The following is a 24,763-nucleotide window of genomic DNA, read 5'->3' as shown; positions in this document are numbered from 1 at the left end:
ACCTTTTTGAACACGCACTTTATGATTTTATTGCAGTAGGGGTGAATGAAAGCATCACATGGGGATTTAATATAGACAAGGAAAAAATTAAACTATTGACTATTGGGGGAATTTGATTTGGACAAGAAGAGGATGACAGCAACATTGATGGCATTCATGATTGGTTTAAGTTTATTTCCATTCGACGGATTTCAGCCATCAAAACAAGCCGAAGCAGAAACCGAAACAGGGACAAAAACCGTATCTAAAGAATACTATTCGGGTTCACCCATTGATTTGGGTATTGCCAATGATGAAAAATTGATTGAAATGCTGAAAAAAGAAGGAAAACTAGCTAAAAATGCAAGTCCAGCTGAAGAGAATAAGGCATTGAATCAATATCTAAAAGGCAAAGCTGAGTCTAACAAGAAAGGGACGAAGGATAAACTTCCAAAAGCGTTAGCAGATTTGAAAAGTGATAGCGATGTTAAAAAAGATAATAGCTTAAAAAATGGCAATGGCAACAAATTAGGACGAGCTAAGAAAAATAACGTAGATTCCGTTGAAAAAGAAAACTATAACGGAAATGTTCGTAAGGATAAAGTCTTGATTTTAGCCATCGATTTTCCAAACTATGAAAAAAGTTCAATAACCTCTGATGAAACGGACATGTTTTATGAAAATTATACTCATGAACATTTTCAAGATATGATTTTCGGAAAAAATGGTTATAAAGGGCCAAATGGAGAAAATTTAATCTCCATGAAGCAATATTACGAACAACAATCTGGCGGCAGTTATACGATTGATGGCGAAGTAGCGGGATGGTATACAGCAGATCACCCGGCTGCATATTACGGTGGTAATTATCCAGGGCCTGAGGATAGTGACCAAAGACCAAGAGAATTGGTTTATGAAGCTCTAAAAAAAGCGGGACAAGACCCTAATATTGATTTGAGTGACTATGATGTATGGGACCGTGACGATTACGACGGTGATGGTATATATAATGAACCAGATGGTATAATTGACCATTTGATGGTCATTCATGCCGGTGTAGGTGAAGAAGCCGGTGGTGGTAAGTTAGGCGCGGATGCCATTTGGTCACACCGCTGGAATCTAGGAAATCTGGTAGCCGTTCCGGGAGGCCATTCCAATAGTGATCGTTTTGGTGGTTTACTCGGGGCTTATGATTATACCATTGAACCAGAAGACGGGGCTGCAGGGGTATTTTCTCATGAATTTGGTCATGATTTAGGACTACCTGATGAATATGACACGAATTACACAGGAGCCGGTGAACCGATTTCCTACTGGTCGATCATGTCAAGTGGTAGCTGGGCTGGTAGTATCCCAGGAACGGAGCCATCAGGATTTAGTCCATATGCCAAAGAATATTTACAGTCAGCCCATGGCGGGAACTGGTTAAGTGGCACAACTATCAATGAAAGTGATGTGACAAGTAAAGGGGCTGAAGTATTACTAGATGAGGCGTCAACTAAAGGAACCAATAATGATGCCCTTAGAATCAATTTGCCTGATAAAAAGACAACGATCAATACACCAGCGAGTGGTCAATATGAGTATTTTAGCGGAAGTGGTGATAATCTCAATCATTCAATGAAAAAGACGATTGATTTAACCAATGCTTCAAGCGCTCAGTTAACATTCAAAACATGGTATGATATTGAACCAGATTGGGATTACGCATCAATTAAAGTGAATGGTCAATCGATTAAGGGGAATATTACGACAACCGATAACCCATACGATCAAAATCCAGGTAACGGTATAACGGGAAGTTCAGATGGCTGGAAGGATGCATCATTTGATTTATCAGCTTATGCAGGACAAAAGGTTGAACTCGAATTCAATTATTGGACAGATGCAGCTGTCGCTCATCCGGGATTCTACGTTGATGACATAAAAGTTGTTGCAGATGGAAATCAAGTTTTATCCGACGATGCTGAAGGAGATCCTTCCTTTACGTTAGATGGATTTAAGAAGGATGAGGGTAACTTCTTATCCAAACAGTATTACCTTTTAGAATGGCGTTCACATCACGGTGTGGATGAAGGACTTGCCCATATCCGGCGTGGAGCTAGCCTGATGAGTTTTGATTCCGGTCTTGTTGTTTGGTATGTCGATGATTCTTATGATAATAACTGGACTGGCGTTCACCCAGGGGATGGCTTTTTAGGTGTCGTTGATTCCGATCAGCATATTAACAAATGGAGTGATGGGGCTGTAGCATCAACGGGTTATCAAATGCATGATGCTGCGTTCAGTCTCAATAAATCAGATAAAATGTTCTTAGATTACACTGGAATTAACGGAGCAACGCTTAAAGATAATTTTACAAAGCGGAGTCCATTATTTGACGATAGTACGAATTACAGCAATGTAGGACTTCTTGATGCAGGACGCAAGATTCCAAACTACGGCTTGAAATTCCGAGTAGTAGGGGAAAGTGAGGATGGATCAGTCGGTAAAGTCTTGCTTTATAAATAAGTAATATGACATTATATAGGTTATAAAATATGGCATGAGCTTAAGTTTATAAAGCTCATGCCACTTTTCTGTTTGGAAAACGTATGTTTAATTAAGAGATGTACAATTAAAAACCATCTTCGGTAGCTTGAAATGGAATAGCAAGTCTGGCTTCAACAACACGTAATCTTTGGTTTAATCGATTTAGTCGACGGTTTTGACGTTCATTTTCTTGTCTTAGTCGGTTTATTTCTCTAGTCTGTTGTTCGTTTGCTCTTTCAAGCTGTCTAATCCTTCTATCAAGCGATTGCGGAAGTTGGAATTGTCGTTCTATACTTTCTTGTTCTGGTTGTACATACGGATTATAATCAATGTATTGACTCGTTTGTTCAGGATCATATTCAGAATAAAATTGATATGGGTTCATTCGTTTTCTCTCCTCCACTGTTTGGGTTTCTTCCCTATTACCTTATGTCATTAGCGGAAAAATGGCAGGGCAAATGACCAAGAATGAAATAAAAATTTTAGTAAAAGAGGACATAAACATGTATTTGACGATAAAAGAAACAGCAGAATACTTATCCATGCCAATATCATATGTACAAAGTCTTATCCTTCAAAATAAAATCCGTACAGTTTTCGATGGCGAGCAGCACCTCATAAATCAAGATCAGTTCGCTACTCATTTAGAACAATTAGAGCGATACAAAAAACAAATGGCTGAATGGTTGAGCGAACCGATACCTGAAGATATCGACGTGAAGGATGAAGATTAATCGTTTTTACATACTTTTACGAAAATAACCTTTTTTGATAAAACGTTAATTAAAATCAATGGTGAGAAAAAAAGAGATCAATTATAAAATTGGCACGATATTTTTGATATACTGAAAGTTATCATAATAAGAATGATCTGAAAAAAAGGAAGTGCTAATCATGAGCTTAGACGCTGTTAAAGATTATTTTAAGCTTTGGGACAAAGAAAAAGATATCATTGAACTTGAAATTTCAAGTGCAACGGTTGAGTTAGCTGCAGCTGCTCTTCATGTGGAACCTGAAAAAATTGCAAAAACACTCGCTTTCAGAGGTCTTGAGTCTGAGAATGGTATTCTTATTGTTGCGGCAGGTGATGCTAAAATTGACAATAAAAAATTCCGCCATACGTTTGGCATGAAAGCTCGTATGCTTTCGCCCGAAGAGACATTAGAACAAACAGGACATGCCGTCGGAGGGGTTTGTCCATTTGGACTAGCTCACCCTTTACCTGTTTTTATGGATATTTCACTTAAACGATTTGAAAAGGTGTACCCAGCATGCGGCAGCAGCACGTCAGCCATAGGTCTGTCTATTGAAGAATTGTACGAGTATGGAAAAGGTAAAGAATGGGTAGATGTTTGTAAAGGATGGGAGGATAGAGAAGAAAATTAGTTAAGAAAGTGTTCAATCGATAAAATTACATAGAGAATGTGATAGAGCCACTTGTTGAAGTTGCAAGTGGTTATTATTTTTTGCTAATAATTATTTTGAAATAAAAATTCATTTAATAAAAAATATATTGACATATTATTTCAATGATATTATTATTGAATTATCAAAAAATTCTTAATGGTGATAATAATGTTAAACGGCGGTCTGTCTAGGTTAGAGCAATCATTGGATAAAATTAAAAAAGCTGAATTAAATGCGGCTAAATACATACTAGAGTTTCCAGATAAAGTCATTCAAATGACTGTCAGTGAATTATCTGAAGCCAGCCATTCAAGTGCTTCTGCCGTTATTCGACTATGTAAAAATCTAGGTTTTTCTGGATTTCAAGATTTAAAAATAAGAATTGCGGGTGATTTACAAAATAAACAAAATAACGGTCACGAATATCAAGAAATACACGCTGATAGCAATATTGCCAATATCATTGAAACTGTATCTAATAATAATTCATTATCGATCAATGAAACGGCTCGAATTTTAGATCCAGAAAAAATAGAGAAAGCTGCTGAATGGCTAAATAAAGCTAAACGAATTGACTTTTATGGAACAGGTGCCTCACAACTTGTTGCTCAAGATGCGCAAACTAAGTTTATGCGTATTAACAAATTTTGCACTGCGTATGCAGATAATCATCTGCAATTAACTTCTGCAGTTACATTGACCTCAGATGACGTTGTAGTAGCAATATCAAATTCCGGTGAAACTCTTCAAATAGTTGAATGCGTTAAAGCTGCTAAAGAATCGGGAGCTAAAACAATTGGATTAACTCGTTATGGTAATAATACTTTAGGTCAACTGGTAGATATCAATATTGAAATTATTTCATCAGAATCAGATGTACGAAGTGCGGCTACTTCTTCTAGAATTGTGCAACTAAACGTAATTGACATTTTATATGTTGCAGTTGCTGGAAATCAATTTGATTCATCATTGAACTATCTAAATCGCTCACTTAAGGCAATTAAAAAAAGCTTTCGAATATAGGAGATAATATGATAAATAATGATGATCTTACAAAAAAAATTGATGCATTTTTGTTAAGTATGATTAACACCAGGCAAATTCCAGGTGCAGTCTATTCAGTATTTACTAAAGATGAGACCATTGTAGAAAATGCATTAGGTTTAGCCCATAAGGATAAAAAAATAGAGATGAATTTAGATACTTTATTTGATTTAGCATCTTTAACAAAAGTTTGTGCAACATTGCCAAGTTTACTATTGCTCGTTGAAAAAGGACTCATTAATTTTGATGATCCACTAACGCACTTTTTTCCAAATTCAATTAATCGTAATCTCACAATAAAAAATTTACTAACCCATACATCAGGGTATATTGCATCGGTTGCTTTTTATAATAAGTCATGGAACAAAGATCAAATTTTAAAATACCTGCTTGAAGTACCAATAGAATCTAATAAAAATGTAATATATAGTGATTTGAATTTTATATTACTAGGTTTCTTAATTGAAAAAATAAGTCAACAGTCTTTGGATGTCTTTTCTAAGCGGAATATTTATCAACGATTAGAGATGTACCAAACTTCATTTAATCCCAAAGTTGATATAAATAAAATTGCACCAACGGAGTGGCTTCGAGATAAAAAGGATTATCAATGGGGGAAAGTTCATGACGAAAATGCATTTAATCTTAATGGAGTTTCTGGACATGCCGGATTATTTTCTAATCTTAAAGATTTAAAAATATATGCGAGAATGTTACTCAATGAAGGAACAACTAGATCAGGAAAACGGTTCTTATCATCAGAAATACTAAAGTCTAGTCGAAATAATTATACTCGAAATTTAAATGCTAATAGGGGACTAGGATGGCAGCTTATTGATGACAACATGCCTACTGGAAATTTTTTATCTAAATCAAGTTATGGTCATACAGGGTTTACAGGAACATCGATGTTGATTGATCCTAATAGAAAAATAGGAATAATTTTATTAACGAATAGAGTCCATATTTGTAGACAAATAAATATGAATCGAATTAGAAAAAATTTTTATGACATTGTCTTGGCTGAATTAAATAAGGAAATTTAATAACTTTAAATAAAAAGCCAAAAGGCTATTTTATTATAAATAAATTCAGGAGGGATATAAGTGGGAAGAAAAATACTTTCAATTGTCGGAATTATCTTATTAGTCATTAGTTCATTGGCCGCATGTTCAGGTAATAGCAGTTCTAAAGATGATGAAAATACTGTAACTATATGGAGTTGGCGGTCACAGGACGCTAAAATATGGAAAAAGGTAGAAGATCAACTTAATAAAGATGGTAAAAATATTAAGATTAGTTTTAGAACTTTTACACCAACACAGTATGATGCATCTTTACAGACAGCTATGAACGGTGGTAAAGGACCCGATATCCTTACTCTTCGTGGTGGAAGTGGTATTGCAAAATATGCAACTGGGAAACAGATTACTTCGCTCGATAATAAAGTTCCTGGATTAGATAATTTTAGTAAAGGCGTTATGAGTCAGGTGAAAACAGATGGAAAAACGTATGCTGTACCATTCGCTGTTCAGACATCTCAATTCTTTTATAATAAGGATTTATTCAAAAAATATAATTTGCAAGTTCCAAAAACTTGGGATGATCTTATAAATAATATGAAAGTACTAAAAGAAAAAAATGTTACGCCTATGGGGATTTCCGGTCGTGAAGGATGGGCATTGGCGTTAATTCTTGATTCAGTTGGTGCTTCGCAATTAGGTGATCCATGGGTTAAAGATTTAATTTCAGGAAAAACCCATTTTAATGATCCTAAGTTTGTAAATGTTTTATCAAATATTAATTCATTAAAAAAATATTTCCAAAACGGCTATTCAGCTTCAAGTTATCAAGATATGGAAACTTTATTTAGTCAAGGAAAAGTTGCAATGATAGTGGATGGAATATGGTCAGTAAAAACAATTCAGGATCAAAACCCTAATTTAAAAATTGGAAGCTTTTTAGCTCCTCCTGTAGATACTAATCAAAAAGCTCGTGTATATGCATTTGTTGATGGCGGATACGGACTAAATGCTAAAAGTAAAACTAAGAAAGCAGCAATTGATGTTCTTAAATATACTAGTACTAAGCAATACGCACAAACTTATACAGATCTTTTTGGAGAAATTCCAGGGTATCCTGGTATTGCACCTACAAATGGAACACCATTATTAAATGTTGCTATGAATAATTACAAAGAAAATTCTATTAATCAGTTGTTTAGAATTCGTTCACCATTCTCATATGGAGATCCTGCCATTGATACCTTGGCTGCTTCAGGATTACAAGAATTGTTTGCAGGTAAGAAAACTCCACAAACTTTAGCTGATCAGCTTCAGAAAAGTATTACTAAATGGTATAAACCTTTTAAATAAAAATGGAATTTGATATGAAGGGCTTAACTTCCTCAAAACATGTGGAGGAAGTCGCCCTTTTATTCCTAGATAAGGTTCTAATAAGAATTAAAATATTAAAGTAAGGGTGGTAAGCATGGCTAAAACTTTAACTGCTAAGGAAAAAGAATCCACTATAGAAACTAATCTGTACCCCATTGTGAAGACACTTAAAAAATATAGTTTTTTATTAATGCTCCTTCCAGCAGTTATCATTTATGGTGTTTTTATACTTTATCCATTTCTTAGTAGTATATATGTAAGTTTATTTGATTGGTCTGGTATAGGACCAATGACTCACTTTGTTGGTTTAAATAATTATATAAAGTGGCTTACAGAAGACCCTTACTCGACTATGTTTTATAGGGCGTTAGGACACAATATTTTTATTCTTTTAATCAATATCATAGTAAGTGTATTCTTTGGAATGTTTATAGCTTTTCTGCTTTCACAGAAAATAAAGGGTTCAGGTATTTATAAGATTATTTTTTTCATGCCTCATACATTCTCATTAGCTGTCGTTGCATTTTTATGGGGACTCCTTCTTAATCCACAGTGGGGAGTTGTCAATAATTTTCTAAAAACAATAGGATTAGGTCATTATGCATTGCCTTGGTTAGGAAGCGAACATACAGCTTTATCAATTATAGCTGTTATTGGTTTATGGCATAGTATGGGATTTCCGATCCTAGTGTTTCTAGCAGCTATCATGACAATTCCGAAAAGTTTAATAGAAGCAGCTATTATAGATGGTGCGGGTATACCGACTATTTTTTCAAAAATAGTAATCCCTTTATTAATCCCACCGATAATTACTATTTCAGTATTAACTTTTATTGGAAGTTTTGGAACCTTTGAATTAATGTTCTTACTTGAAGGAGCCCAGGCTGGGCCATATTATTCAACAGATGTATTAGGAACACTGTTTTATCGGACAGCATTTGGAGGTATGGGCGCAGAAGCTTCCGGGATGGGTTTAGGAGCATCTCTAGCAATAATAACGCTTATTATTATTATTCCAATATCAATATTATCTATTTGGTTCCAAAGAAAAAGAAATATCGAATTTTAAAAGAAAGGGGAAGTAAAAATAAATGACTCAGTTAAGGAAATTTAAAATAAAATGGATTTTAATTCACTTACTCCTTTTCATTTACGCCCTTACTATTATATACCCAACACTTATTGTTATATTTAATTCTTTTAAATCTAATCAAGAAATTTTCAGTAAACCATATGGTTTGCCAAGTAGTTTTTCTTTCCAACACTATATTCAAGCTTGGCAAGAAGCGAATTTTAGTGTCTATTTTAAGAATAGTATTCTCATTACATTCATTTCAGTAATTTTGGTGCTTGTTTTATCATCTATGGCCGCATATATTTTAGCACGTTTTAAGTTTAGGGGTAACTTTATTATCTTTTTTACTTTTTTACTCGGATTAATGTTACCTTTACGTCTTGCAATTGTTCCCTTGTATTTATTATTACGAGATCTTAATTTATTAGATACATATACAGGGATTATCCTAGTATACACTGCTAGCGGTTTATCTTTCTCAATTTTTATTTTATATACTTTTTTTAAAAACATACCAAACGAACTAATAGAAGCAGCAAGAATGGAAGGCGCTTCTGTGTTTCAGATTTATTATAAAATAATGCTTCCATTAGTTAGACCAGCATTATCCACAGTTGCAATTTTTAATTTTATGTCTATTTGGAATGATTTCTTTTTCCCATATATATTTTTAAGTAGCGAAGACAAATACACTATCCCAGTTGGGATTGCCTCTTTTTTTGGTGAATACACGACTGATTGGAGTCTTTTATTTGCAGGTTTAACCATTTCAATTGTTCCTGTAATTGTTCTCTTCTTAATTATGTCTAAACAATTTATTGATGGTTTAACTGCGGGTGCAATTAAATAGAGTCATAAATAAAGGCAATAGCCTATCTATAGTTAGAACACAGTCGATTCAATGCGTAGAACGGGTGAAATAAATGCTAAGGTATTATATAGGAATTGATGGTGGAGGCACAAAAACTGATGCTGTGCTATTTTCATCAGATGGTCAGCTAATTAATAGAGTAATTGGTGCTGGAACAAACCCAAATAGTATTGATCATGGACAGCTGATTGGATACTTTAAAAACATTTTTTTAGAATTGATAGACATTAAATATGCCAATATAAAAATTACTGGTTGTTTTGCTGGATTATCAGGTTCAGATCATCCATCGCTTACTAAAAAATTATTTAACTGTATTAATAAATCGTGCCCTGTACCTATTGAACATTTAATTGTTGGTAATGATGCGATGAATGCTTTATGGAGTGGAACGGATGGGGAACCAGGTTTAGTTGTTATTGCAGGTACAGGTTCCATTGCTTATGGAGTTCGCAAAAATGGCGATCACTTTAGAATTGGTGGATGGGGTTATTTATTTGGTGATGAAGGAAGTGGATATGATATAGGGCGTGAAACGATAAGGCGTGTAATGATGTCCTATGACGGTCGAGAACAGAAAACACAATTAACAAGTATGTTAAAGGAGTATTTTAAGGTAGAGCAAATAAACGATATAATACCCATCATCTACCGAACTTCGAAGAATGTAATCGCTGGACTGGTTCCTCATGTGGAAAAATGCGCCTTAAATGGAGATGAACTTGCAAATAAAATCTTATCTAATGCTGCTCAATCATTAATATTATTAATAAACTGTGGCATTAATCGTTTATTAAGTGAGGATACTCGTATTGTTCTAACAGGAGGAGTCTGGAAGTCTCTAATTATTCGCGAAACTGTATGTCGGAGCATCCCGCATCCTCTTATCTTTCCTGTATGTGCTCCGGTCTATGGTTCAATAGCAAAATGTTTTATTGAGTGGGAAGAAAAATCTACAAAAAAGTTTTTTGAAAATATAAAAGTAAGATTAATGTAAGATAATTATATGGTAATAGATAAGTGAAAGGAAAGTAAAGATGATTAAATTAGGAATAGAAGTACTATTAGCGGATTATATGTCTCTTCTTAAAGGAAAACGTATTGGCTTGGTGACAAATATGACCGGGGTTAATAGTAATTTGCAATCTACAATTGACCTAATGTATCAACATCAGGATTTTCAATTGACAACATTATTTGGACCTGAACATGGAATAAGGGGTGATGTTCAGGAAGGTTCAAAAATTGACTCTTCTATTGATCCCTACACGAAATGTCCTGTTTACAGTCTCTATGGAAATACAAAAAAACCTACAAAGGGAATGCTAGAAAATGTTGACAGTATTATTGTTGATTTACAAGATATAGGTGCCAGGTATTATACTTTTATTTCAACACTTGCCCTCTTAATGGAAGCCTGTATGGAAGAAAAAAAGGAGGTCATTGTTTTAGATAGACCAAATCCAATCAATGGTACATCATTTGAAGGTAATATTATTGAGGAACCATATCGTTCTTTTGTTGGATTGTACCCACTACCGAATCGTCACGGGCTAACCATTGGAGAAATAGCTAACATATATAAATATGTGTATGATCTTAATTGTGAGTTAACCATTATACCAATGAAAGGTTGGGATCGCTCAATGTTTTTTAGTGATACTGGATTACATTGGGTACAACCATCTCCAAATTCTACTGGAGAGGACATGAGTATTCTATATCCCGGAATGTGCTTAATTGAAGGAACAAATTTATCTGAAGGGCGTGGAACAACTCGTCCATTTGAAATAGTTGGTGCTCCATTTATAAATGGTTATGAAGTAGCTAAAATATTTAATTCACTCAATTTATCAGGGGTTATTGCAAGACCTACAACTTTTATCCCTAATTATCAAAAATATAAAGGTCAATTATGTTATGGGATACAAATTCATATTATCAATAAAAGAAATGTTAATTCATTTGAGGTGGGTATAAGGCTATTATCAATTATCGCCCAGTTGTATGAAGAAGAATTTACGTTCTTAGACAAAGAAAGTGATCGATGTTTTTTTAACTTATTATCAGGTACAGGGCAATTAAAACATTTGATTCTATTGAATCAATTTAATGATTTTCTAGATCAATGCAAAAGAGATTGTGAAATATTTAATAAAAAAGCAAAACCATATCTGTTATATCAATAAGACTAATAATGAATATTAAATGAAGAAAATAAGATAAATGCCATAGAAATGATTTAGGTTTATGAGTTCTTAATAAAAACAACTTAATTACCGATAACACTCAAGGAATATGGCTTGTTCACAATCCGAAAATACTATTTAACGAGGGTTGATAATGTGCTAGAGAAGTTAACGACAGAAGAGAGAAATATGAATACTATGAATTTAGACAAAATGTCCGCTCTCGAAATTCTAAAAGTTATGAATAATGAAGATAAGAAGGTTGCTAGACAGGTCGAACTGGAAATGGTATCAATAGAAAAAGCTGTTCAATTGGTTGTAGAATCCTTTAAAAACAAAGGTCGTTTGATCTATTTTGGAGCTGGAACAAGTGGGAGACTAGGTATATTAGATGCGGTTGAATGCGTCCCAACATTTAGTACACCACCAGAGCAGGTTCAAGGTTTGATTGCGGGTGGTTTAACAGCTTTTACACAGGCTGTTGAGGGCGCTGAAGATAGTGAAGAATTAGGAATGGAAGATCTAAAGAACATCCATATTTCTGATAATGATATTATCATTGGTATTGCCGCAAGCGGCCGAACGCCCTATGTGATAGGTGGCTTGAAATATGCCCAAAAAGTAGGGGCAAAAACCGTAAGTATAAGTTGCAATAAAGGTGCGAGTATTAGCAATTATGCAACTGTGGCAATTGAAGTAGAAACCGGAGCTGAAATTTTAACAGGGTCGACACGACTTAAAGCAGGTACTGCTCAGAAATTAGTATTAAATATGATTTCAACTTGTTCAATGATTTTGGTAGGCAAAGTCTATAAAAATCTTATGGTAGATGTTCAAGCAACAAACTTAAAATTGGTAGAGCGTTCTAAAAAAATTATTATGGATGCTACAAATGTTAATTTAGCTACTGCAGAAACATATCTTAAGGCCTCTAACCAAAATGTAAAAGCCGCAATAGTAATGATCCTTTTAAATTGTACTTATGAAATAGCTATGGAGAAATTAAAAAATGAAGGTGGTTTTATTCGAAAGACATTATGATGTCTGGCATAAAAAAACTAGTTGATGAGAAAGTGGATGCACAAGTATAAAGTGCATCCTTTTTTACACTTTAAGAAAGAAAAATTTAAGGTATAAAGTTTTAGTACAACTAGGCCTCTGTCTGCGCCTTATAAGCCCCGCAATCGGCAAGTTTTCTTTAATTAAAATTTGGTTAGGGTACTTAATTAGGAAATGCATATATAGTAAATTCAAAATGTTGGTGTTAGGATATAATTAAGAGAGTGCTCAGCACATTTAACTAAACACATATATAAATATAGTTGGAGGTACATATTATGAAAATTGCCATGGCAAACGATCATGCAGGATTTGGATTAAAAGAAGAAATTAAGGCAGTGCTTGAAGAGCAGGGACATGAAGTTTTGGATTTTGGTACACATAGTACGGATGCTTGTGATTTACCGGATTATATTTATCCAGCATCACTTGCCGTTGCAAAAGGTGAAGCAGATCGTGGAATCTTCGTCGATGGGGTTGGCTATGGTAGTGCTCTTATTGCCAATCGAATTCACGGCTTAACAGCGGTCGTTTGTCAGGATCCATTTTGTGCTAGATTAGCCAGGGAACATACAGACAGTAATGTTCTCTGTATTGGCGGGAAAATTATTGGCTCAGCTATAGCTCTTGAAATTGTGGATGTCTGGATGAAAACTGATTTTCTAAGCGGCATCGAAAAGTATGAAAGACGTGTGAAAAAGGTCAATGATATTTCAGAGAAACATCTAAAAAAATTGTCTGAAATATAATCTTGTTGGATGAATATCATTATAATGATAAACACAAATTGAAGGGAACTCGGTAACCCATCAGTTTGTATTTTCTATGTACGACTTGATATTGACTAAAATAAAAAATAAACAGGGGGCCTATCAATGAAATTGATTGCGACCGACCTTGATGGAACACTATTAAATAGTAAAAATGAAATTAGTGATGAAAATCTTACTGCGATTAAAGAAGCACAGTCTAAAGGGATTCAAATAGTTATAGCTACAGGAAGAGCGCATTATGATGTCCAAGCCATTATTGAGAGAGATGGTCTTTCTAATGTATGGATCGTGGGGGCAAACGGGGCAACCATTCATGATCCTTATGGCAAACAAAGACATTCTGTTCCAATGAAAAAAGATACGATAATAGACGTATTAGATTGGCTTGAAGGTCAGCACTTTTATTATGAAATATTTACGAATAAAGCGATTTATACACCGAATAATGGTCGAGAATTGTTAAAAATAGAAATCGACCGACTAAAGAGTAGCCATCCAGAAACGAATACCAAAGATCTTATCAAAGCGACAGAAAAACAATATAGCCAAATGGGATTTGCTTTTATCCCTTCCTATAAAGAAATAATAAACAAGGATGATATTGAAATTTATAATATTTTGGCCTTCTCTTTTGATCATGAAAAATTAAATGAAGGTAAAGAGCGTTTCAGCAGGCGTCCAGAATTTTCTCTAGTCGTATCAGCAAATCATAACTTTGAAATCGAAGATAATCAAGCATCAAAAGGATTAGCCCTCGAAAGAATCGCTAATGAATTGCAGATTCCTATTGAACAGACGATGGCTATCGGTGATAGTTTCAATGATCTGTCTATGATTGAACGAGCTGGGATGGGTGTTGCGATGGGTAATGCTCGAGATGAAATCAAGATATCAAGTGATAGGGTGACTTTAGATAACAATGAAAATGGGGTTGCCTATATCATCCGAGAGATTTTGAAATAGGATAGGGAATGTATACCCTATCCTATTTGGGTATAGGATAACCATAAAACGCAAGAATAGGATGTCGTTTATCTCTTTAATCTTTACTCGTGGTTTTTATCGTTGATGCATGATTTACATTTTAAAACAACAATGAAAATGGATCGAGATAGGGGTGTATAGAATGACAAAAACATTCATAGCTTTACACAAACTCGAGCGACGAATTTTCATGGGTATAAATCGATATTTTGAAAAAAAATTAATCAATTGGTATTTCAGATCGATCACACATCTTGGCGGGACCGTCGCTACAATATCAGCTGTTCTTATTCTTCTTTTATTCACTAAAGAATCTCTTCATAAAGCATCCATTGCAAGTGCCTTTTCTTTAGCTATAAATCAGATTCCTGTGCAATTATTGAAAAAAATATATCCAAGAAAGCGTCCTTATCTCATTATTGATGGTACATTGCACCCCGTCAATCCATTAAAAGATCATTCGTTTCCATCAGGACATACAACAGCTATTTTTTCTGTTATCACTCCACTTATTTTATTTCATCCCATCCTTAGTATTATCCTTATCCCAATTGGATTAAGTGTCGGTCTTTCTCGTATTTATTTAGGTCTCCATTATCCTTCTGATGTACTGGTTGGAATTGGTTTTGGTGTTTTGACAAGTCTTCTCTCTTATCATTATCTTGTTCCGTATTTCTTTTAGAAGATAAAGTGAAACTTCCATTAGTGGGGGGGCTTCATCCCCCACTGATGGAAAGCCTGAACCAATCGGACCTTTACGGGCAGTTGATCCCCACCTATCTTCTTTGAATAATCTTGAGGTGGGGGGTCAATACTCGCCGTTAAGGCGGGATAAAGTTAAATGAATTGACTTCTTAAACTGTGTCCTTTATTATTACAGTAATCTTGAGGAGGATATTTTGACATGAATAGTGCTTTTACCATTGCTGTGCACAGTTTAGTTTTTTTAGCGAGTTTACCCGATCGAATGGCAAGTAGCGAGGAAATTGCTAATCAAGTTTTTACACATCCTGCTAGAGTTCGAAAAATCATGAGTTGTTTACGCAATGAAGGGTATGTAAAAACAAAAGAAGGCATTGGTGGGGGATATATATTTGAATGTGAACCCGGGGCCGTCACACTAGGTAACATTTACCGTTCGATTTCGTGTAATGCATTGAAACTACACTGGTGTTCAAACGAGGCATCTGAAACATGTCTAGTATCGACACATATTCAAGACGTTATGAATCACATCTTTAATGAGGCTGAAAATCATTTCATCGCCTATTTAGATCACATCACCATAGAATCGATATTGCATAAGATAAAAGTAAAACAAGTTTTCTAATTTTTACTTATACTTCAAATGTAATAACTTTGATTACAGTTAAATGGACAGTGACTAAAATAATAGGAATCTGGGGGTAAAGGAAATGGAACAAAGTTTACAACTAGATGTAGGAAATTGGGTTAAAGCAACTACAAAAAAAGGTGCTTTTTTACATGGATATATAACGAAAATAAACGATACAGCAGGAACGGTCGATGTTCAAGTCCTTCAAAGTGATCACAAGGTTATGGTTGGTCAAACTATTACCCTTCTTAAAGGGGTCGTTAAAAATTTGGCAATGTCAAATTTTAATGAATCTGAAATTCGGAGTTTAATTGATTTGGCCTTAACAACGAGGGATAAGGACTGGTTTATGGAACTAACCAAGAAATTGGAAGGTGAATTAAAAAAGGCCAAAGGTAAATCATCAAATCCCATTGGAATTAGATCCATAAACTCCATTAGAAGGTAATATATGATGAGGTGGTTTTTAAGGAAATTAAAATGACCCGTTTCCCCTTTATAAGGAAAACAGGTCATTTTTTCTTATTGATTTAAATTAACAAAGGCATCTTTATAATTGACTTTCTTAGGGGTGATCTTGGTTTTGTACATCCAATCAGCCGCGTTTTTCCATTGATTTGGATTTTGTTGTCCAAATGGCGTTGTTTTATCTCCCATTAGCGGAAGTAAAATATTTAAACTTTCGGTTTCTACTTTTTTATCTAACTTAAAGTTTTTGTTTTCATGTTCAAGTAAGACGTTTAGAGCCGATTTAGGATCTTTTTTTACGTCATCTTGCCCTTTAGTTAAGGCTTTCATGAATTTTAATAATGTGTCTTTTTCCGTTTTTAAGGTTTTTTCTCCTGTAACAAATACTAATTCAGATGAATCTGGAACACCATTTTTTTCTAAACTTAGTTTACCGACGTTGACGCCTTCTTTTTGAAGCAGTAGGTATTCATGGTTGATGTAAGCACCTTCTAATGCATCGACTTTCCCTGTAGCTAAAGCTGGTATTAAGTCAAAACCGACATCAACCATCTTGACTTTACTCATATCACCGCCGTCATGTTCAACGATCGTCTTAATGATCGGTTCACTTGTTGGTGAAGAGGCATAGCCGACTTTTTTCCCTTCTAAATCTTTTGGTCGTGTAATACCTTTTGATTTATTGTAGATTAAAGCATCTAAAGGATGCTGGACGTAGGAACCAATCGAAACAACAGGAATATCTTCACTGCGGGATAATAGCACTTGTTTTTGGTAGCTGATCGCTAAATCAATTTTACCGACGGCTGCCATTTTTAATGGGTCATTTGTATCTGCTGGCATCTCAATTTTTAAATTAATTCCTTCATCCTTAAAATAGCCTTTTTCTTTGGCGACATAGAGGGCAGAGTGAACCGCATTAGGATACCAATCAAGCATAATGGTTACATCTTGTTGTTTATTTCCGTCAGCTTTTTTTTCATTAGAGCAGCCTGCTATCATACCTATTAATAATACACTTATCATAAATATTAAAATTCTTTTCATCAATATCCCCCATTTATGATCGTCTATTTCGTAATAGACGCTTTTCTATTAAACTCATGACAATAAATAAAATAATACCTGTCATCGATAGGATCGTGATGGCTGCGAAAACGCCGGCAGCATTAAGTTGTCCACTCATGCGCCTGCTGTAATAACCTAATCCTTCACTAGCGCCGAGCCATTCACCGATTGTGGCGCCGATAAGAGCGTAGACAATGGCTAATTTTAAACTTGAAAAAAATACCGGTAAAGCATTTGAAACATGATACTTTATGAAAATTTGCCACTTTGTTGCCCCCATTGATCGTAGTAAATCGATATATTCCGGGTTTCCAGAACGCAACCCATCATAACTCCCGACAACTATGGGGAAGAAGGCAATTAAGAATGTTACGGCTACTTTGCTCCAAATGGTATAACCAAACCAAAGTACAAAAATAGGTGATAAAGCAATAGTCGGTATGGTTTGAGAAATTAATACGATTGGGTAAATGATCTTCTCTATCGTCCTAGAAAAAAACATGGCAACGGCAAGAATAACACCAATCACAACGGATAGGATAAACCCAATGCCAACTTCCATCATGGTCATTTTCAAGTGCACAAAAATTAGAGATGAGAGGTTTTCAATGATGGCATTGTAAACCTGACTTGGTGCTGGGATAATATACGATGGAACAAAACCGGCATTGACGATGGCTTCCATAGCCATCAAAAAAATCACTGCGCAAATAATAAATAAGCCGTATGAACGAATGAAGGATTTAATTTTCATCATGACGCAAATGATCCTCCAATTTTTTTCGAATGCTCGTGAAGTCTTGTTGGTAAAGTAAATCACGAGAGCGTGGTCGTTCGAATGGGATCGTGTATTCCTCCAGATCATCGTTTGGGTGAAGCAACATGACACGATCACTGAGATATAGAGCTTCTTCTAGGTCATGTGTAATAAAAATAACCGTTTGTTTGGTTTCTTGCCATATTGATAAAAGCCATGCCTGCATCTCTTTTTTTGTTAAGGCATCAAGGGCGCCGAACGGTTCATCAAGCAGCAATACATTTTTTCCAGTTAATAGCGTGCGTAAAAATGCCACACGCTGCCGCATTCCGCCGGAGAGTTCTTTTGGATAAGCTTTTTCGTAACCAACTAAGCCTACTTTCTGAAGCCACTGAAGGGCCTCTTGTTTTTTTATCTTTTTTTGTTTTTTTATTTCAGTCGGTAAAAGAATGTTATCTAATATGGTGCGCCAAGAAAAAAGTAAGTCATGTTGCGGCATGTAACCTACGTCGCCTAATTTAATTGGCTTATCATCATGGAGAACAGTTCCCTGGTCAGCATGAAGTAATCCAGCAATTAATTTTAAAATGGTACTTTTTCCTGTCCCACTTTTCCCAATTAAGGAGACAAACTCGCCACGATGAATGGTTAAATGGATGTTTTGTAAGACAGGATTCACTTTCTGACCATCTTTGAAGGTATAAGACACATCTTTTAATTCAAGCATCGGTTCACCTTCTCGCTGTTACACCAGTCTAAAATAAAGGAAATGAGCACTTCCGTATAGGCTGTTAAATCTTCAATTTCTACTTTTTCATCAATGGAATGAGCTTCGGATGTTTTTCCTGGTCCATAAATGACCGTCTCGATGCCTGCTTCTCCAAGCCACCCGCCATCCGTGACGCTTGTGGACATACCTACTTCCGGAAGAGTCGTAAAAACATCTTGATGAGCTTGCTTTAATTTTTCAAAAGCAGGGTGGTCTTCATGAATTTCAAGAGAAGGGAAAATTTCGCCACGCTCTTCGATCATGGATTTACCGCCCCATTGAAAAGAAACATTTTCTCTTGAAAGTGAAACATCGCTATCGACTAATTTATAAATATAGTCTTCGATTTCTTTTGAAACACCTTCTGCGGTTTCATCAGGATAGAAATGGACGGTTAACCATAACCGACACTCGTCAGCAACAAACGCCGCGTGGCGCCCGCCTTCGATGACGGCGGGGTTGATGGTGTTGGTACCGACTTCAAAGCCGGGATAAGATTTTCGAATGGCCCAATCTCGTTCCAATTCACTCAATCCAGAGATCATTTTAGCCATTTTTTCAACGGCACTAAATCCTTTGACACCACCGCCAGCATGTATCATTCGCCTGCGCATGGCATCGTGATAGACTTGATCACTTTGAATGGTGAGCCAGCCGGTTATAACGCCGCCTTGCCCTTCCATTCTTAGGTTACTTGTATCCATCACGATCGCAAAATCAGCCGAGCTACCTTTTTCAATACAAGCTTTTGTTCCTGCTTCACCCGCTTCTTCGCCGGTTGCAAATTGCATGCTTAAGTCACCTTTTAACTGAATGTCATGCTCTTTTAAAAATAATATGGCCAGAAGTGCGCAAGCTAGAGATCCTTTCATATCAGAGACACCGCGACCATAGGCCATTCCATCTTGGATGGTTAACTGGAAGGGTGGAACAGACCAAAGACTTGTATCTCCTACATCAGCCACATCAACGTGGCCATTTAATAAAAGACTTTGGTAACGAGTGCTCTCTTCACCTTTTTTGATCGCAGTTAGATTGATATCCCCAGGGTAGAGTTCAAAATGGTCTGTATCAAAACCAGCTTTTTGTATGGCTTGTTCGATATACTGTTGAATACGAGCTGTATTGCGTGCAGGAGGGCTGACGGTCTCAAATTGAACGAGATCACTTAGAATATCCAATAATTTTTTCTTATTTTCAGTTACCCAGTGATGAATTGTTTTTTTATTTGTTGTCATCAAGGTTCACTCCATATTAGAGGTTTTTCGAAAAAGTCACCAAATGATAAGCTACGAATCTCGTCGTCCGCTTGTTTTTCTGGTCCTCATGTAGCGGATACAAGAGGATCTCTAGCTAAAATCGCTCACGCTGGCGCCAGAAGCTACCACGACGCGAGGAATGCCGGTCCTAAGGTACTGAGCCTCCGACGCCCAGGACGGGCTAGTACTGGCGTTTCTTGCAGGGTGCCAGCGTACTTAGCCAGTAACCCTTTTCATTTGTCACCTTTTTGAACACGGACTATTAATAAATTTTCATTAGACTATTAAACTTCCAATCTTCTTGATAGAAGGACATCTCCCAGAATCGCCATTCCAGTTCGCAGCTTTTTAGAAAGACGTTCTCAGCGTGATTTAATTCGTCTTTTGTAGCTCCTTGTGCCTTTTCGTCTAATCTCCGGAACAATTCTTCTGCAAAGGTCATGTCCTCACTACCATACTTACCATAGAATTCAATCCAATCTTTGAAAGGATGTCCTTCCAATGAAGAAACACGGTTCATGATGTGTTTGCCAATTTCCCAATAGGTCCATGGACAAGGAATTAATCCGGCTAGGACATCTAAAATTGTCCCATCTCTTCCTTGTTCAAGCATATGTTGTTGATACACGAATGTCGTTGGTGCAAGCGTGCCACCTTTTAATTGATCTAATGAGAGATTAGCGACTTGACATAAATTCTCGTGAGCTATCGTTTCGCTATGTAAGGTAAAGTGGATTTGTTCTTGAAAAAAATCCATGTCCTCACGAGTTGTTGATTTGGTGATGGCTTGAGCGTATATTTTTACAAAGGCGTTCAGGTATAAGAAATCCTGCTGTACATAAAATTTAATGGCTTCTTTAGGCAATGTCCCATCCTCGATGCCTTTGACAAAAGGATGTTGATAGATTTCTTGTAAAATGGGCGCTGCTTTTTGCTTAAGTTGATCTGAAAATGTCATTGTTTCCCTTCTTTCATATAAGTGCGTGTTCAAAAAGGTGACAAATGAAAAGGGTTACTGGCTAAGTACGCTGGCATCCTGCCAGAACGCCAGTACTAGCCCGTCCTGGGCGTCGGAAGATCAAGGCGGCGCTATTTTGAGGACCGGCATTCCACATGATGTGGTAGCTTCAACGTTGCTCACAGGACGTGAGCGATTTTAGTTGAAGATCCTCTTGTATCACTACATGAGGACCGGAAAAATGAGCCAACGCCGGGATTCGCCGCTTATCATTTGTTGACTTTTTGAACAACCTCTATAAGAATTCATGTCATTTAGGGGGAGCGAGATATAGGCCAAGAACCAAAAAAACCACTTTCTTAAACAGAAAGTGGTTGAACGAATGCATGGACAAGTGATGAAACGATCATTCATTGTACCTGAATGCAGAACGTGCCACTTTCCTACGCCAGTATAATCTGGTTCAGGTTCAAAGGGTCTTGGTCGAATCACCAATCTCAGCTTTAAAGCCCCCCTAGTGGATCAATAACGTATGAAATTGTGAGTTTAGTATAACATAGATTTTTAAAAAGTGAATGCTTAAAAGAGGTATCAGTCTATAAATAATATATGTCGAAATATTCACAATAGGTTTTAGTTCTTGCATGAATGCCTCCCATGATATGCTAGAGGTGCAGGATCCAAATGGTAATCTTATAAGTTTATTTTCATACTTTAACGAAGAAAAAGGAGGTATCCTATTCTTTTGAAAAATACTGAAATACTTAAAATCAATAAGGATGGATGGGACAAGGTTTACGAGGATTTTTTTTCGGCAACATCCCTGCCCATTTATGGTCCATTTGCGCCCACAGAAGATGAGTTAACTCTTTTTAATGACGTTTCCAATAAAAACATATTAGAAATCGGTTGTGGCAGTGGCCACTCACTTGTCTATTTTGCTAAAAAAGGAGCAAATGAACTTTGGGGACTTGATTTGTCTACAATTCAAATTGAAACGGCTCAAAAATTACATACAGAAAAACATATAGAATCTTATCTGTTTGTTAGTCCAATGGAAAATGATCCTGGAATACCTCATAGCCATTTCGATATTGTTTTTTCAATTTTTGCATTAGGATGGACGACCGATTTACCAAAAACACTAAAGAATATTTATGACTACCTCAAACCAGGTGGTAGCTTTATTTTTAGTTGGGAGCATCCTCTATATAGTCGATTAAGTTATGAAGAAGGTCACTTTGTAGCCAGGCAATCTTATATATCAGAGGGAAGGTCAACGAAAGCTTGGCATGGTGTTCCCATTGTTATGCATGATCGAAAGCTCAGTACCTATATAAATGAATTAATCAATGTGGGCTTTTGCATTAAAAAAATAATCGAAGAATACAAAGCCCCAGTCGATGAAGGGGAGGATGATCCAGAACATTGGTATTCGTCCCATCGAGCACGACGTGTTCCTCCAACTTTTATTATTAAATGTGTGAAATAGTTGGAATATTATATGAACTTTATCCTTCTTTTGTTATAATGGGAATATACATTCGATCGGAGTGGGGCATTTTGATGTTATCTAGTGAGGCAGATGTCATAAAAATCATAGAAGAAGATGTTTGGATGATGACTATTTTAAGGGCGGCCAAAAGTCTGCATTTACCAGATTGGTGGATATGTGCTGGCTTTGTTCGATCTAAGATTTGGGATTGTCTTCACAATTTTAGTCAAAGAACTCCTTTACCAGATATCGATGTCATTTACTTTATGAGTCATGTATTGAAGAATCAATGGAAAAGGAGTTAGAAAAAGAGCTAAATAATATCATTCCACATGTTCCTTGGTCTGTGAAAAATGAAGCAAGAATGCATCGTGTCAATGGTATTTCGCCATATACTTCGTCGGTAGATGCCATATCGAAATTTCCTGAAACAGCAACGGCTCTAGGGATGAAACTAGATCAAAATGATCGTCTTCTTCTTACATATCCATGCGGGTTAGAGGATGTCATCAATATGAGGGTTAAACCGACAAGCTTTTTTATTGAAACTGAAGAAAAGAGGGCTATTTTCAATATACGTATGAAGCAGAAAGATTGGATAGCGACATGGAATAGAGTTAAATATGTATGTGTATGAAAAGGTTTAAGTTAGGGCTGCAAATCGAATCTCTTTTTAGTAATAAAAGAAACCTCCAATGATGGAGGTTTTACTTAAAGAGGTTGTTCAAAAAGTCACCAAATGATAAGCTACGAATCTCGATGCCCGCTTGTTTTTCCGGTCCTCATGTAGCGGATACAAGAGGATCGCTGGCTAAAATCGCTCATGTCTTGTGGCGGGCGCCTGAAGCTACCACAACGCGAGGAATGCCGGTTCCTCGGGAACTGCTCCGCTCTTAGCCTTCCGACGCCCAGGACGGGCAAGTAACTGGCGTTTCTTGCAGGATGCCAGAGTACTTAGCCGTAACTCTTTTCGTTTGTCACCTTTTTGAACACACACACACTTAAATAGATAAAATCATGAACAAATATTATCAAAATCACTCATAAACAATTCTTGGCGCTTTTCGACACGATATGCTCCAATCAATTCCAGTCCCAATGTTATACACCTTGGAAAATGAGTCTTGGTTTATCGCTACAGCAAGATTTAGAAGTGAATTGATATATAAGAGGGGCTCGCCTACCCGTGCATCAGCGAATGATTTGGCAAACTTCATCGTATTTTTATAGACTTCTCTCTCTTTATTTTTTATGGCAATTTCAACTTGATCACCATATGGAACATCAAGTTCAGCAAATAATTCATGATGAATATTCGTCCATAAGCTGCCAAAACGAATATCAAGAACATCAATGGTTCCTTCTATGGATAGACCTGTTCTTTTAGCTCTTTTTGTTGGTAATTCAATGAGTTCGGAGCCGGATATTTTTGAGCCTAATTCTTCAAATGTCACTTGATTAGCTGCAAGTCTTGCTCCGTTATATGCATAGACATCCCGGCCATGAAAGGTATGAGATTGATAAGAGTTAGGTAATCTGTCTTTATTTTCATTAATTTGCCTAGCCTCCGCGATACCAATATATTTTTTTACGTGGGTGAGCGTCCCGTTGTCAGGTGTTATGATATATTGACCACTTTTAAGTTTAACGGCAACACTTTTACGCTCGGAACCAACTCCAGGATCAACAACAGACACAAACACAGTACCCTCTCGCCAATAATTCACTGTTTGTAATAAACGATAAGAAGCCTCCCATATATTATATGGCGGAATGTCGTGGGTCAAATCATAAATATGAAGTGTCGGACTGACTCGGTTTGAAACACCGTACATGGCACTCACAGCACCATCGCTTAAACCGAAATCTGTTTGCAGTAGTAAACAATTTTCCATTCTCTATATCCTCCAAACAAGTCATGCTGGGCTCAGCTTCTTTTAAAAAATAAACTTCATTTCATGCCAATAAACATAAGGGCTCATATTAAGCATCTAAATTACAATTTAACCAAAAAAAGAAAAGTGAAACCCTCATCCTTTAAAAATAGAGTTGATTACGTTATGTTACCTTTCTCTTTTATTAAAGATAAAATGACAATGGTACTTAATATGCATAACGTTCCAATCCACTCAATCATGCTAAATGTTACGTGAAGCCAAATAGCCGATAAGAAAGCTGCTGATAAGGGTTCCACGCATCCAAGGAAACTCGCTTCCGAACTGCTTATGTATTTAAGACTTTCTAAATAGCATTGAACCTCTCACGACTAAAGTCATGAGATTCTTTGACCCGAACCCAATGTGATCATTAGACCAGTTGGATTCGTGTTGAGACCGCCAAAAGC

At 36.2% G+C, this 24,763-nt stretch carries 24 protein-coding genes, 2 pseudogenes and 1 riboswitch; of the genes and pseudogenes, 18 read left to right on the top strand and 8 right to left on the bottom strand.

The genetic code is table 11. From position 1 onward, the window contains the following. Positions 1-132: 132 nt before the first annotated feature. Entirely contained in the window at positions 133-2,490 is a 2,358-nt protein-coding gene (locus FG390_RS08740; protein WP_258311635.1) for an immune inhibitor A domain-containing protein, read from the top strand. Positions 2,491-2,596: 106 nt separating this feature from the next. On the opposite strand, the gene FG390_RS08735 is transcribed toward FG390_RS08740, so the two are convergent. After that, positions 2,597-2,896 (bottom strand): hypothetical protein, encoded by a 300-nt coding sequence (locus FG390_RS08735; RefSeq protein WP_141190673.1) that lies wholly within the window; start codon positions 2,894-2,896, stop codon positions 2,597-2,599. 118 nt (positions 2,897-3,014) lie between these two features. Here FG390_RS08735 and FG390_RS08730 point away from each other — a divergent pair, with 118 nt between their 5' ends. From FG390_RS08730 to FG390_RS08660, 15 genes are all read left to right on the top strand, one after another. Continuing rightward, complete coding sequence (locus FG390_RS08730) at positions 3,015-3,245, top strand: excisionase family DNA-binding protein (RefSeq protein WP_141190672.1); 231 nt, start codon at positions 3,015-3,017, stop codon at positions 3,243-3,245. Between the two features lie 160 nt (positions 3,246-3,405). Then, positions 3,406-3,897 (top strand): YbaK/EbsC family protein, encoded by a 492-nt coding sequence (locus FG390_RS08725; RefSeq protein WP_141190671.1) that lies wholly within the window; start codon positions 3,406-3,408, stop codon positions 3,895-3,897. A 177-nt stretch (positions 3,898-4,074) separates the two neighbouring features. Beyond that, the gene (locus tag FG390_RS08720; RefSeq protein ID WP_309147185.1) at positions 4,075-4,941 is read left to right on the top strand and encodes a MurR/RpiR family transcriptional regulator; all 867 of its coding nucleotides are present in this window, start codon (positions 4,075-4,077) and stop codon (positions 4,939-4,941) included. Between the two features lie 8 nt (positions 4,942-4,949). Then, positions 4,950-6,008, top strand: a complete 1,059-nt coding sequence (locus tag FG390_RS08715) for a serine hydrolase domain-containing protein (protein ID WP_141190669.1) — start codon at positions 4,950-4,952, stop codon at positions 6,006-6,008. A 60-nt stretch (positions 6,009-6,068) separates the two neighbouring features. Further along, positions 6,069-7,337, top strand: coding sequence for an ABC transporter substrate-binding protein (locus FG390_RS08710; protein WP_141190668.1), 1,269 nt, complete (start codon positions 6,069-6,071; stop codon positions 7,335-7,337). Positions 7,338-7,452: 115 nt separating this feature from the next. Then, positions 7,453-8,427 (top strand): carbohydrate ABC transporter permease, encoded by a 975-nt coding sequence (locus FG390_RS08705; protein ID WP_141190667.1) that lies wholly within the window; start codon positions 7,453-7,455, stop codon positions 8,425-8,427. Between the two features lie 22 nt (positions 8,428-8,449). Beyond that, positions 8,450-9,283, top strand: coding sequence for a carbohydrate ABC transporter permease (locus tag FG390_RS08700; protein ID WP_141190666.1), 834 nt, complete (start codon positions 8,450-8,452; stop codon positions 9,281-9,283). Between the two features lie 73 nt (positions 9,284-9,356). After that, positions 9,357-10,301, top strand: a complete 945-nt coding sequence (locus tag FG390_RS08695; protein ID WP_141190665.1) for an N-acetylglucosamine kinase — start codon at positions 9,357-9,359, stop codon at positions 10,299-10,301. A gap of 40 nt (positions 10,302-10,341) precedes the next feature. After that, positions 10,342-11,493 carry an exo-beta-N-acetylmuramidase NamZ family protein gene (locus FG390_RS08690; RefSeq protein WP_141190664.1) on the top strand — a complete coding sequence of 384 codons (1,152 nt, stop codon included), beginning with the start codon at positions 10,342-10,344 and terminating at the stop codon, positions 11,491-11,493. 156 nt (positions 11,494-11,649) lie between these two features. Further along, a complete protein-coding gene (gene murQ / locus FG390_RS08685; RefSeq protein WP_141190663.1) occupies positions 11,650-12,534 on the top strand; it encodes an N-acetylmuramic acid 6-phosphate etherase in 885 nt (294 codons plus the stop codon). A 296-nt stretch (positions 12,535-12,830) separates the two neighbouring features. Next, positions 12,831-13,301 carry a ribose 5-phosphate isomerase B gene (rpiB, locus tag FG390_RS08680; protein WP_141190662.1) on the top strand — a complete coding sequence of 157 codons (471 nt, stop codon included), beginning with the start codon at positions 12,831-12,833 and terminating at the stop codon, positions 13,299-13,301. 126 nt (positions 13,302-13,427) lie between these two features. After that, on the top strand, positions 13,428-14,288 hold the full coding sequence (locus FG390_RS08675; RefSeq protein ID WP_141190661.1) for a Cof-type HAD-IIB family hydrolase: 861 nt from the start codon (positions 13,428-13,430) through the stop codon (positions 14,286-14,288). Between the two features lie 163 nt (positions 14,289-14,451). Then, a complete protein-coding gene (locus tag FG390_RS08670) occupies positions 14,452-14,991 on the top strand; it encodes a phosphatase PAP2 family protein (RefSeq protein ID WP_141190660.1) in 540 nt (179 codons plus the stop codon). Between the two features lie 222 nt (positions 14,992-15,213). Then, positions 15,214-15,639, top strand: coding sequence for an Rrf2 family transcriptional regulator (locus tag FG390_RS08665; RefSeq protein ID WP_141190659.1), 426 nt, complete (start codon positions 15,214-15,216; stop codon positions 15,637-15,639). Positions 15,640-15,724: 85 nt separating this feature from the next. Next, the gene (locus FG390_RS08660; RefSeq protein WP_141190658.1) at positions 15,725-16,093 is read left to right on the top strand and encodes an IDEAL domain-containing protein; all 369 of its coding nucleotides are present in this window, start codon (positions 15,725-15,727) and stop codon (positions 16,091-16,093) included. Between the two features lie 74 nt (positions 16,094-16,167). Here the strand turns inward: FG390_RS08660 and FG390_RS08655 are convergent, their stop codons facing one another. The 5 genes from FG390_RS08655 to tenA all read right to left on the bottom strand — a co-directional run bounded on the left by FG390_RS08655 (position 16,168) and on the right by tenA (position 20,924). Further along, positions 16,168-17,160 (bottom strand): ABC transporter substrate-binding protein, encoded by a 993-nt coding sequence (locus tag FG390_RS08655; RefSeq protein ID WP_141190657.1) that lies wholly within the window; start codon positions 17,158-17,160, stop codon positions 16,168-16,170. Positions 17,161-17,173: 13 nt separating this feature from the next. Next, positions 17,174-17,938, bottom strand: a complete 765-nt coding sequence (locus FG390_RS08650) for an ABC transporter permease (protein WP_141190656.1) — start codon at positions 17,936-17,938, stop codon at positions 17,174-17,176. Continuing rightward, positions 17,925-18,665, bottom strand: coding sequence for an ABC transporter ATP-binding protein (locus tag FG390_RS08645; RefSeq protein ID WP_141190655.1), 741 nt, complete (start codon positions 18,663-18,665; stop codon positions 17,925-17,927). The genes FG390_RS08650 and FG390_RS08645 overlap by 14 nt, the downstream gene beginning before the upstream one ends. Then, positions 18,653-19,945 carry an acetylornithine deacetylase gene (locus FG390_RS08640; protein ID WP_141190654.1) on the bottom strand — a complete coding sequence of 431 codons (1,293 nt, stop codon included), beginning with the start codon at positions 19,943-19,945 and terminating at the stop codon, positions 18,653-18,655. Before FG390_RS08640 ends, FG390_RS08645 begins: the two co-directional genes overlap by 13 nt. 283 nt (positions 19,946-20,228) lie before the next feature. Beyond that, entirely contained in the window at positions 20,229-20,924 is a 696-nt protein-coding gene (tenA, locus tag FG390_RS08635) for a thiaminase II (RefSeq protein ID WP_141190653.1), read from the bottom strand. Positions 20,925-21,347: 423 nt separating this feature from the next. After that, positions 21,348-21,450: riboswitch (TPP riboswitch) on the bottom strand. Positions 21,451-21,669: 219 nt separating this feature from the next. Here tenA and FG390_RS08630 point away from each other — a divergent pair. Both FG390_RS08630 and FG390_RS08625 read left to right on the top strand, forming a co-directional pair. Further along, positions 21,670-22,416, top strand: coding sequence for a class I SAM-dependent methyltransferase (locus FG390_RS08630; protein ID WP_141190652.1), 747 nt, complete (start codon positions 21,670-21,672; stop codon positions 22,414-22,416). Positions 22,417-22,487: 71 nt separating this feature from the next. Next, positions 22,488-23,056 (top strand): annotated as a pseudogene (locus tag FG390_RS08625) (nucleotidyltransferase family protein). Between the two features lie 400 nt (positions 23,057-23,456). On the opposite strand, the gene FG390_RS08620 reads toward FG390_RS08625, so the two are convergent. Beyond that, positions 23,457-24,314 (bottom strand): SAM hydrolase/SAM-dependent halogenase family protein, encoded by an 858-nt coding sequence (locus tag FG390_RS08620; RefSeq protein WP_141190651.1) that lies wholly within the window; start codon positions 24,312-24,314, stop codon positions 23,457-23,459. Positions 24,315-24,472: 158 nt separating this feature from the next. After that, positions 24,473-24,658, bottom strand: a pseudogene (locus tag FG390_RS08615) (EamA family transporter); the annotation flags it as partial. Positions 24,659-24,763 lie beyond the last annotated feature (105 nt).

It is taken from the genome of Terrilactibacillus laevilacticus (assembly GCF_006517395.1).
GTDB classification, from domain to species: domain Bacteria; phylum Bacillota; class Bacilli; order Bacillales; family Sporolactobacillaceae; genus Terrilactibacillus; species Terrilactibacillus laevilacticus.
The sequence above is the reverse complement of the archived record's forward strand: the minus strand, read 5'-3'. Positions and strand labels throughout refer to the sequence as shown.

Excerpts from the sequence above, each read along its gene's own strand:
- FG390_RS08670 (WP_141190660.1), top strand. The coding sequence starts at position 14,452 with ATGACAAAAACATTCATAGCTTTACACAAACTCGAGCGACGAATTTTC.
- FG390_RS08695 (WP_141190665.1), top strand. The coding sequence starts at position 9,357 with ATGCTAAGGTATTATATAGGAATTGATGGTGGAGGCACAAAAACTGAT.
- FG390_RS08725 (WP_141190671.1), top strand. The coding sequence starts at position 3,406 with ATGAGCTTAGACGCTGTTAAAGATTATTTTAAGCTTTGGGACAAAGAA.
- FG390_RS08735 (WP_141190673.1), bottom strand. The coding sequence starts at position 2,896 with ATGAACCCATATCAATTTTATTCTGAATATGATCCTGAACAAACGAGT.
- FG390_RS08715 (WP_141190669.1), top strand. The coding sequence starts at position 4,950 with ATGATAAATAATGATGATCTTACAAAAAAAATTGATGCATTTTTGTTA.
- FG390_RS08665 (WP_141190659.1), top strand. The coding sequence starts at position 15,214 with ATGAATAGTGCTTTTACCATTGCTGTGCACAGTTTAGTTTTTTTAGCG.
- FG390_RS08690 (WP_141190664.1), top strand. The coding sequence starts at position 10,342 with ATGATTAAATTAGGAATAGAAGTACTATTAGCGGATTATATGTCTCTT.
- rpiB (WP_141190662.1), top strand. The coding sequence starts at position 12,831 with ATGAAAATTGCCATGGCAAACGATCATGCAGGATTTGGATTAAAAGAA.
- FG390_RS08660 (WP_141190658.1), top strand. The coding sequence starts at position 15,725 with ATGGAACAAAGTTTACAACTAGATGTAGGAAATTGGGTTAAAGCAACT.
- FG390_RS08700 (WP_141190666.1), top strand. The coding sequence starts at position 8,450 with ATGACTCAGTTAAGGAAATTTAAAATAAAATGGATTTTAATTCACTTA.
- FG390_RS08645 (WP_141190655.1), bottom strand. The coding sequence starts at position 18,665 with ATGCTTGAATTAAAAGATGTGTCTTATACCTTCAAAGATGGTCAGAAA.
- FG390_RS08675 (WP_141190661.1), top strand. The coding sequence starts at position 13,428 with ATGAAATTGATTGCGACCGACCTTGATGGAACACTATTAAATAGTAAA.
- FG390_RS08740 (WP_258311635.1), top strand. The coding sequence starts at position 133 with ATGACAGCAACATTGATGGCATTCATGATTGGTTTAAGTTTATTTCCA.
- FG390_RS08640 (WP_141190654.1), bottom strand. The coding sequence starts at position 19,945 with ATGACAACAAATAAAAAAACAATTCATCACTGGGTAACTGAAAATAAG.
- FG390_RS08730 (WP_141190672.1), top strand. The coding sequence starts at position 3,015 with ATGTATTTGACGATAAAAGAAACAGCAGAATACTTATCCATGCCAATA.
- FG390_RS08705 (WP_141190667.1), top strand. The coding sequence starts at position 7,453 with ATGGCTAAAACTTTAACTGCTAAGGAAAAAGAATCCACTATAGAAACT.
- FG390_RS08650 (WP_141190656.1), bottom strand. The coding sequence starts at position 17,938 with ATGATGAAAATTAAATCCTTCATTCGTTCATACGGCTTATTTATTATT.
- FG390_RS08720 (WP_309147185.1), top strand. The coding sequence starts at position 4,075 with ATGGTGATAATAATGTTAAACGGCGGTCTGTCTAGGTTAGAGCAATCA.
- FG390_RS08655 (WP_141190657.1), bottom strand. The coding sequence starts at position 17,160 with ATGAAAAGAATTTTAATATTTATGATAAGTGTATTATTAATAGGTATG.
- FG390_RS08620 (WP_141190651.1), bottom strand. The coding sequence starts at position 24,314 with ATGGAAAATTGTTTACTACTGCAAACAGATTTCGGTTTAAGCGATGGT.
- tenA (WP_141190653.1), bottom strand. The coding sequence starts at position 20,924 with ATGACATTTTCAGATCAACTTAAGCAAAAAGCAGCGCCCATTTTACAA.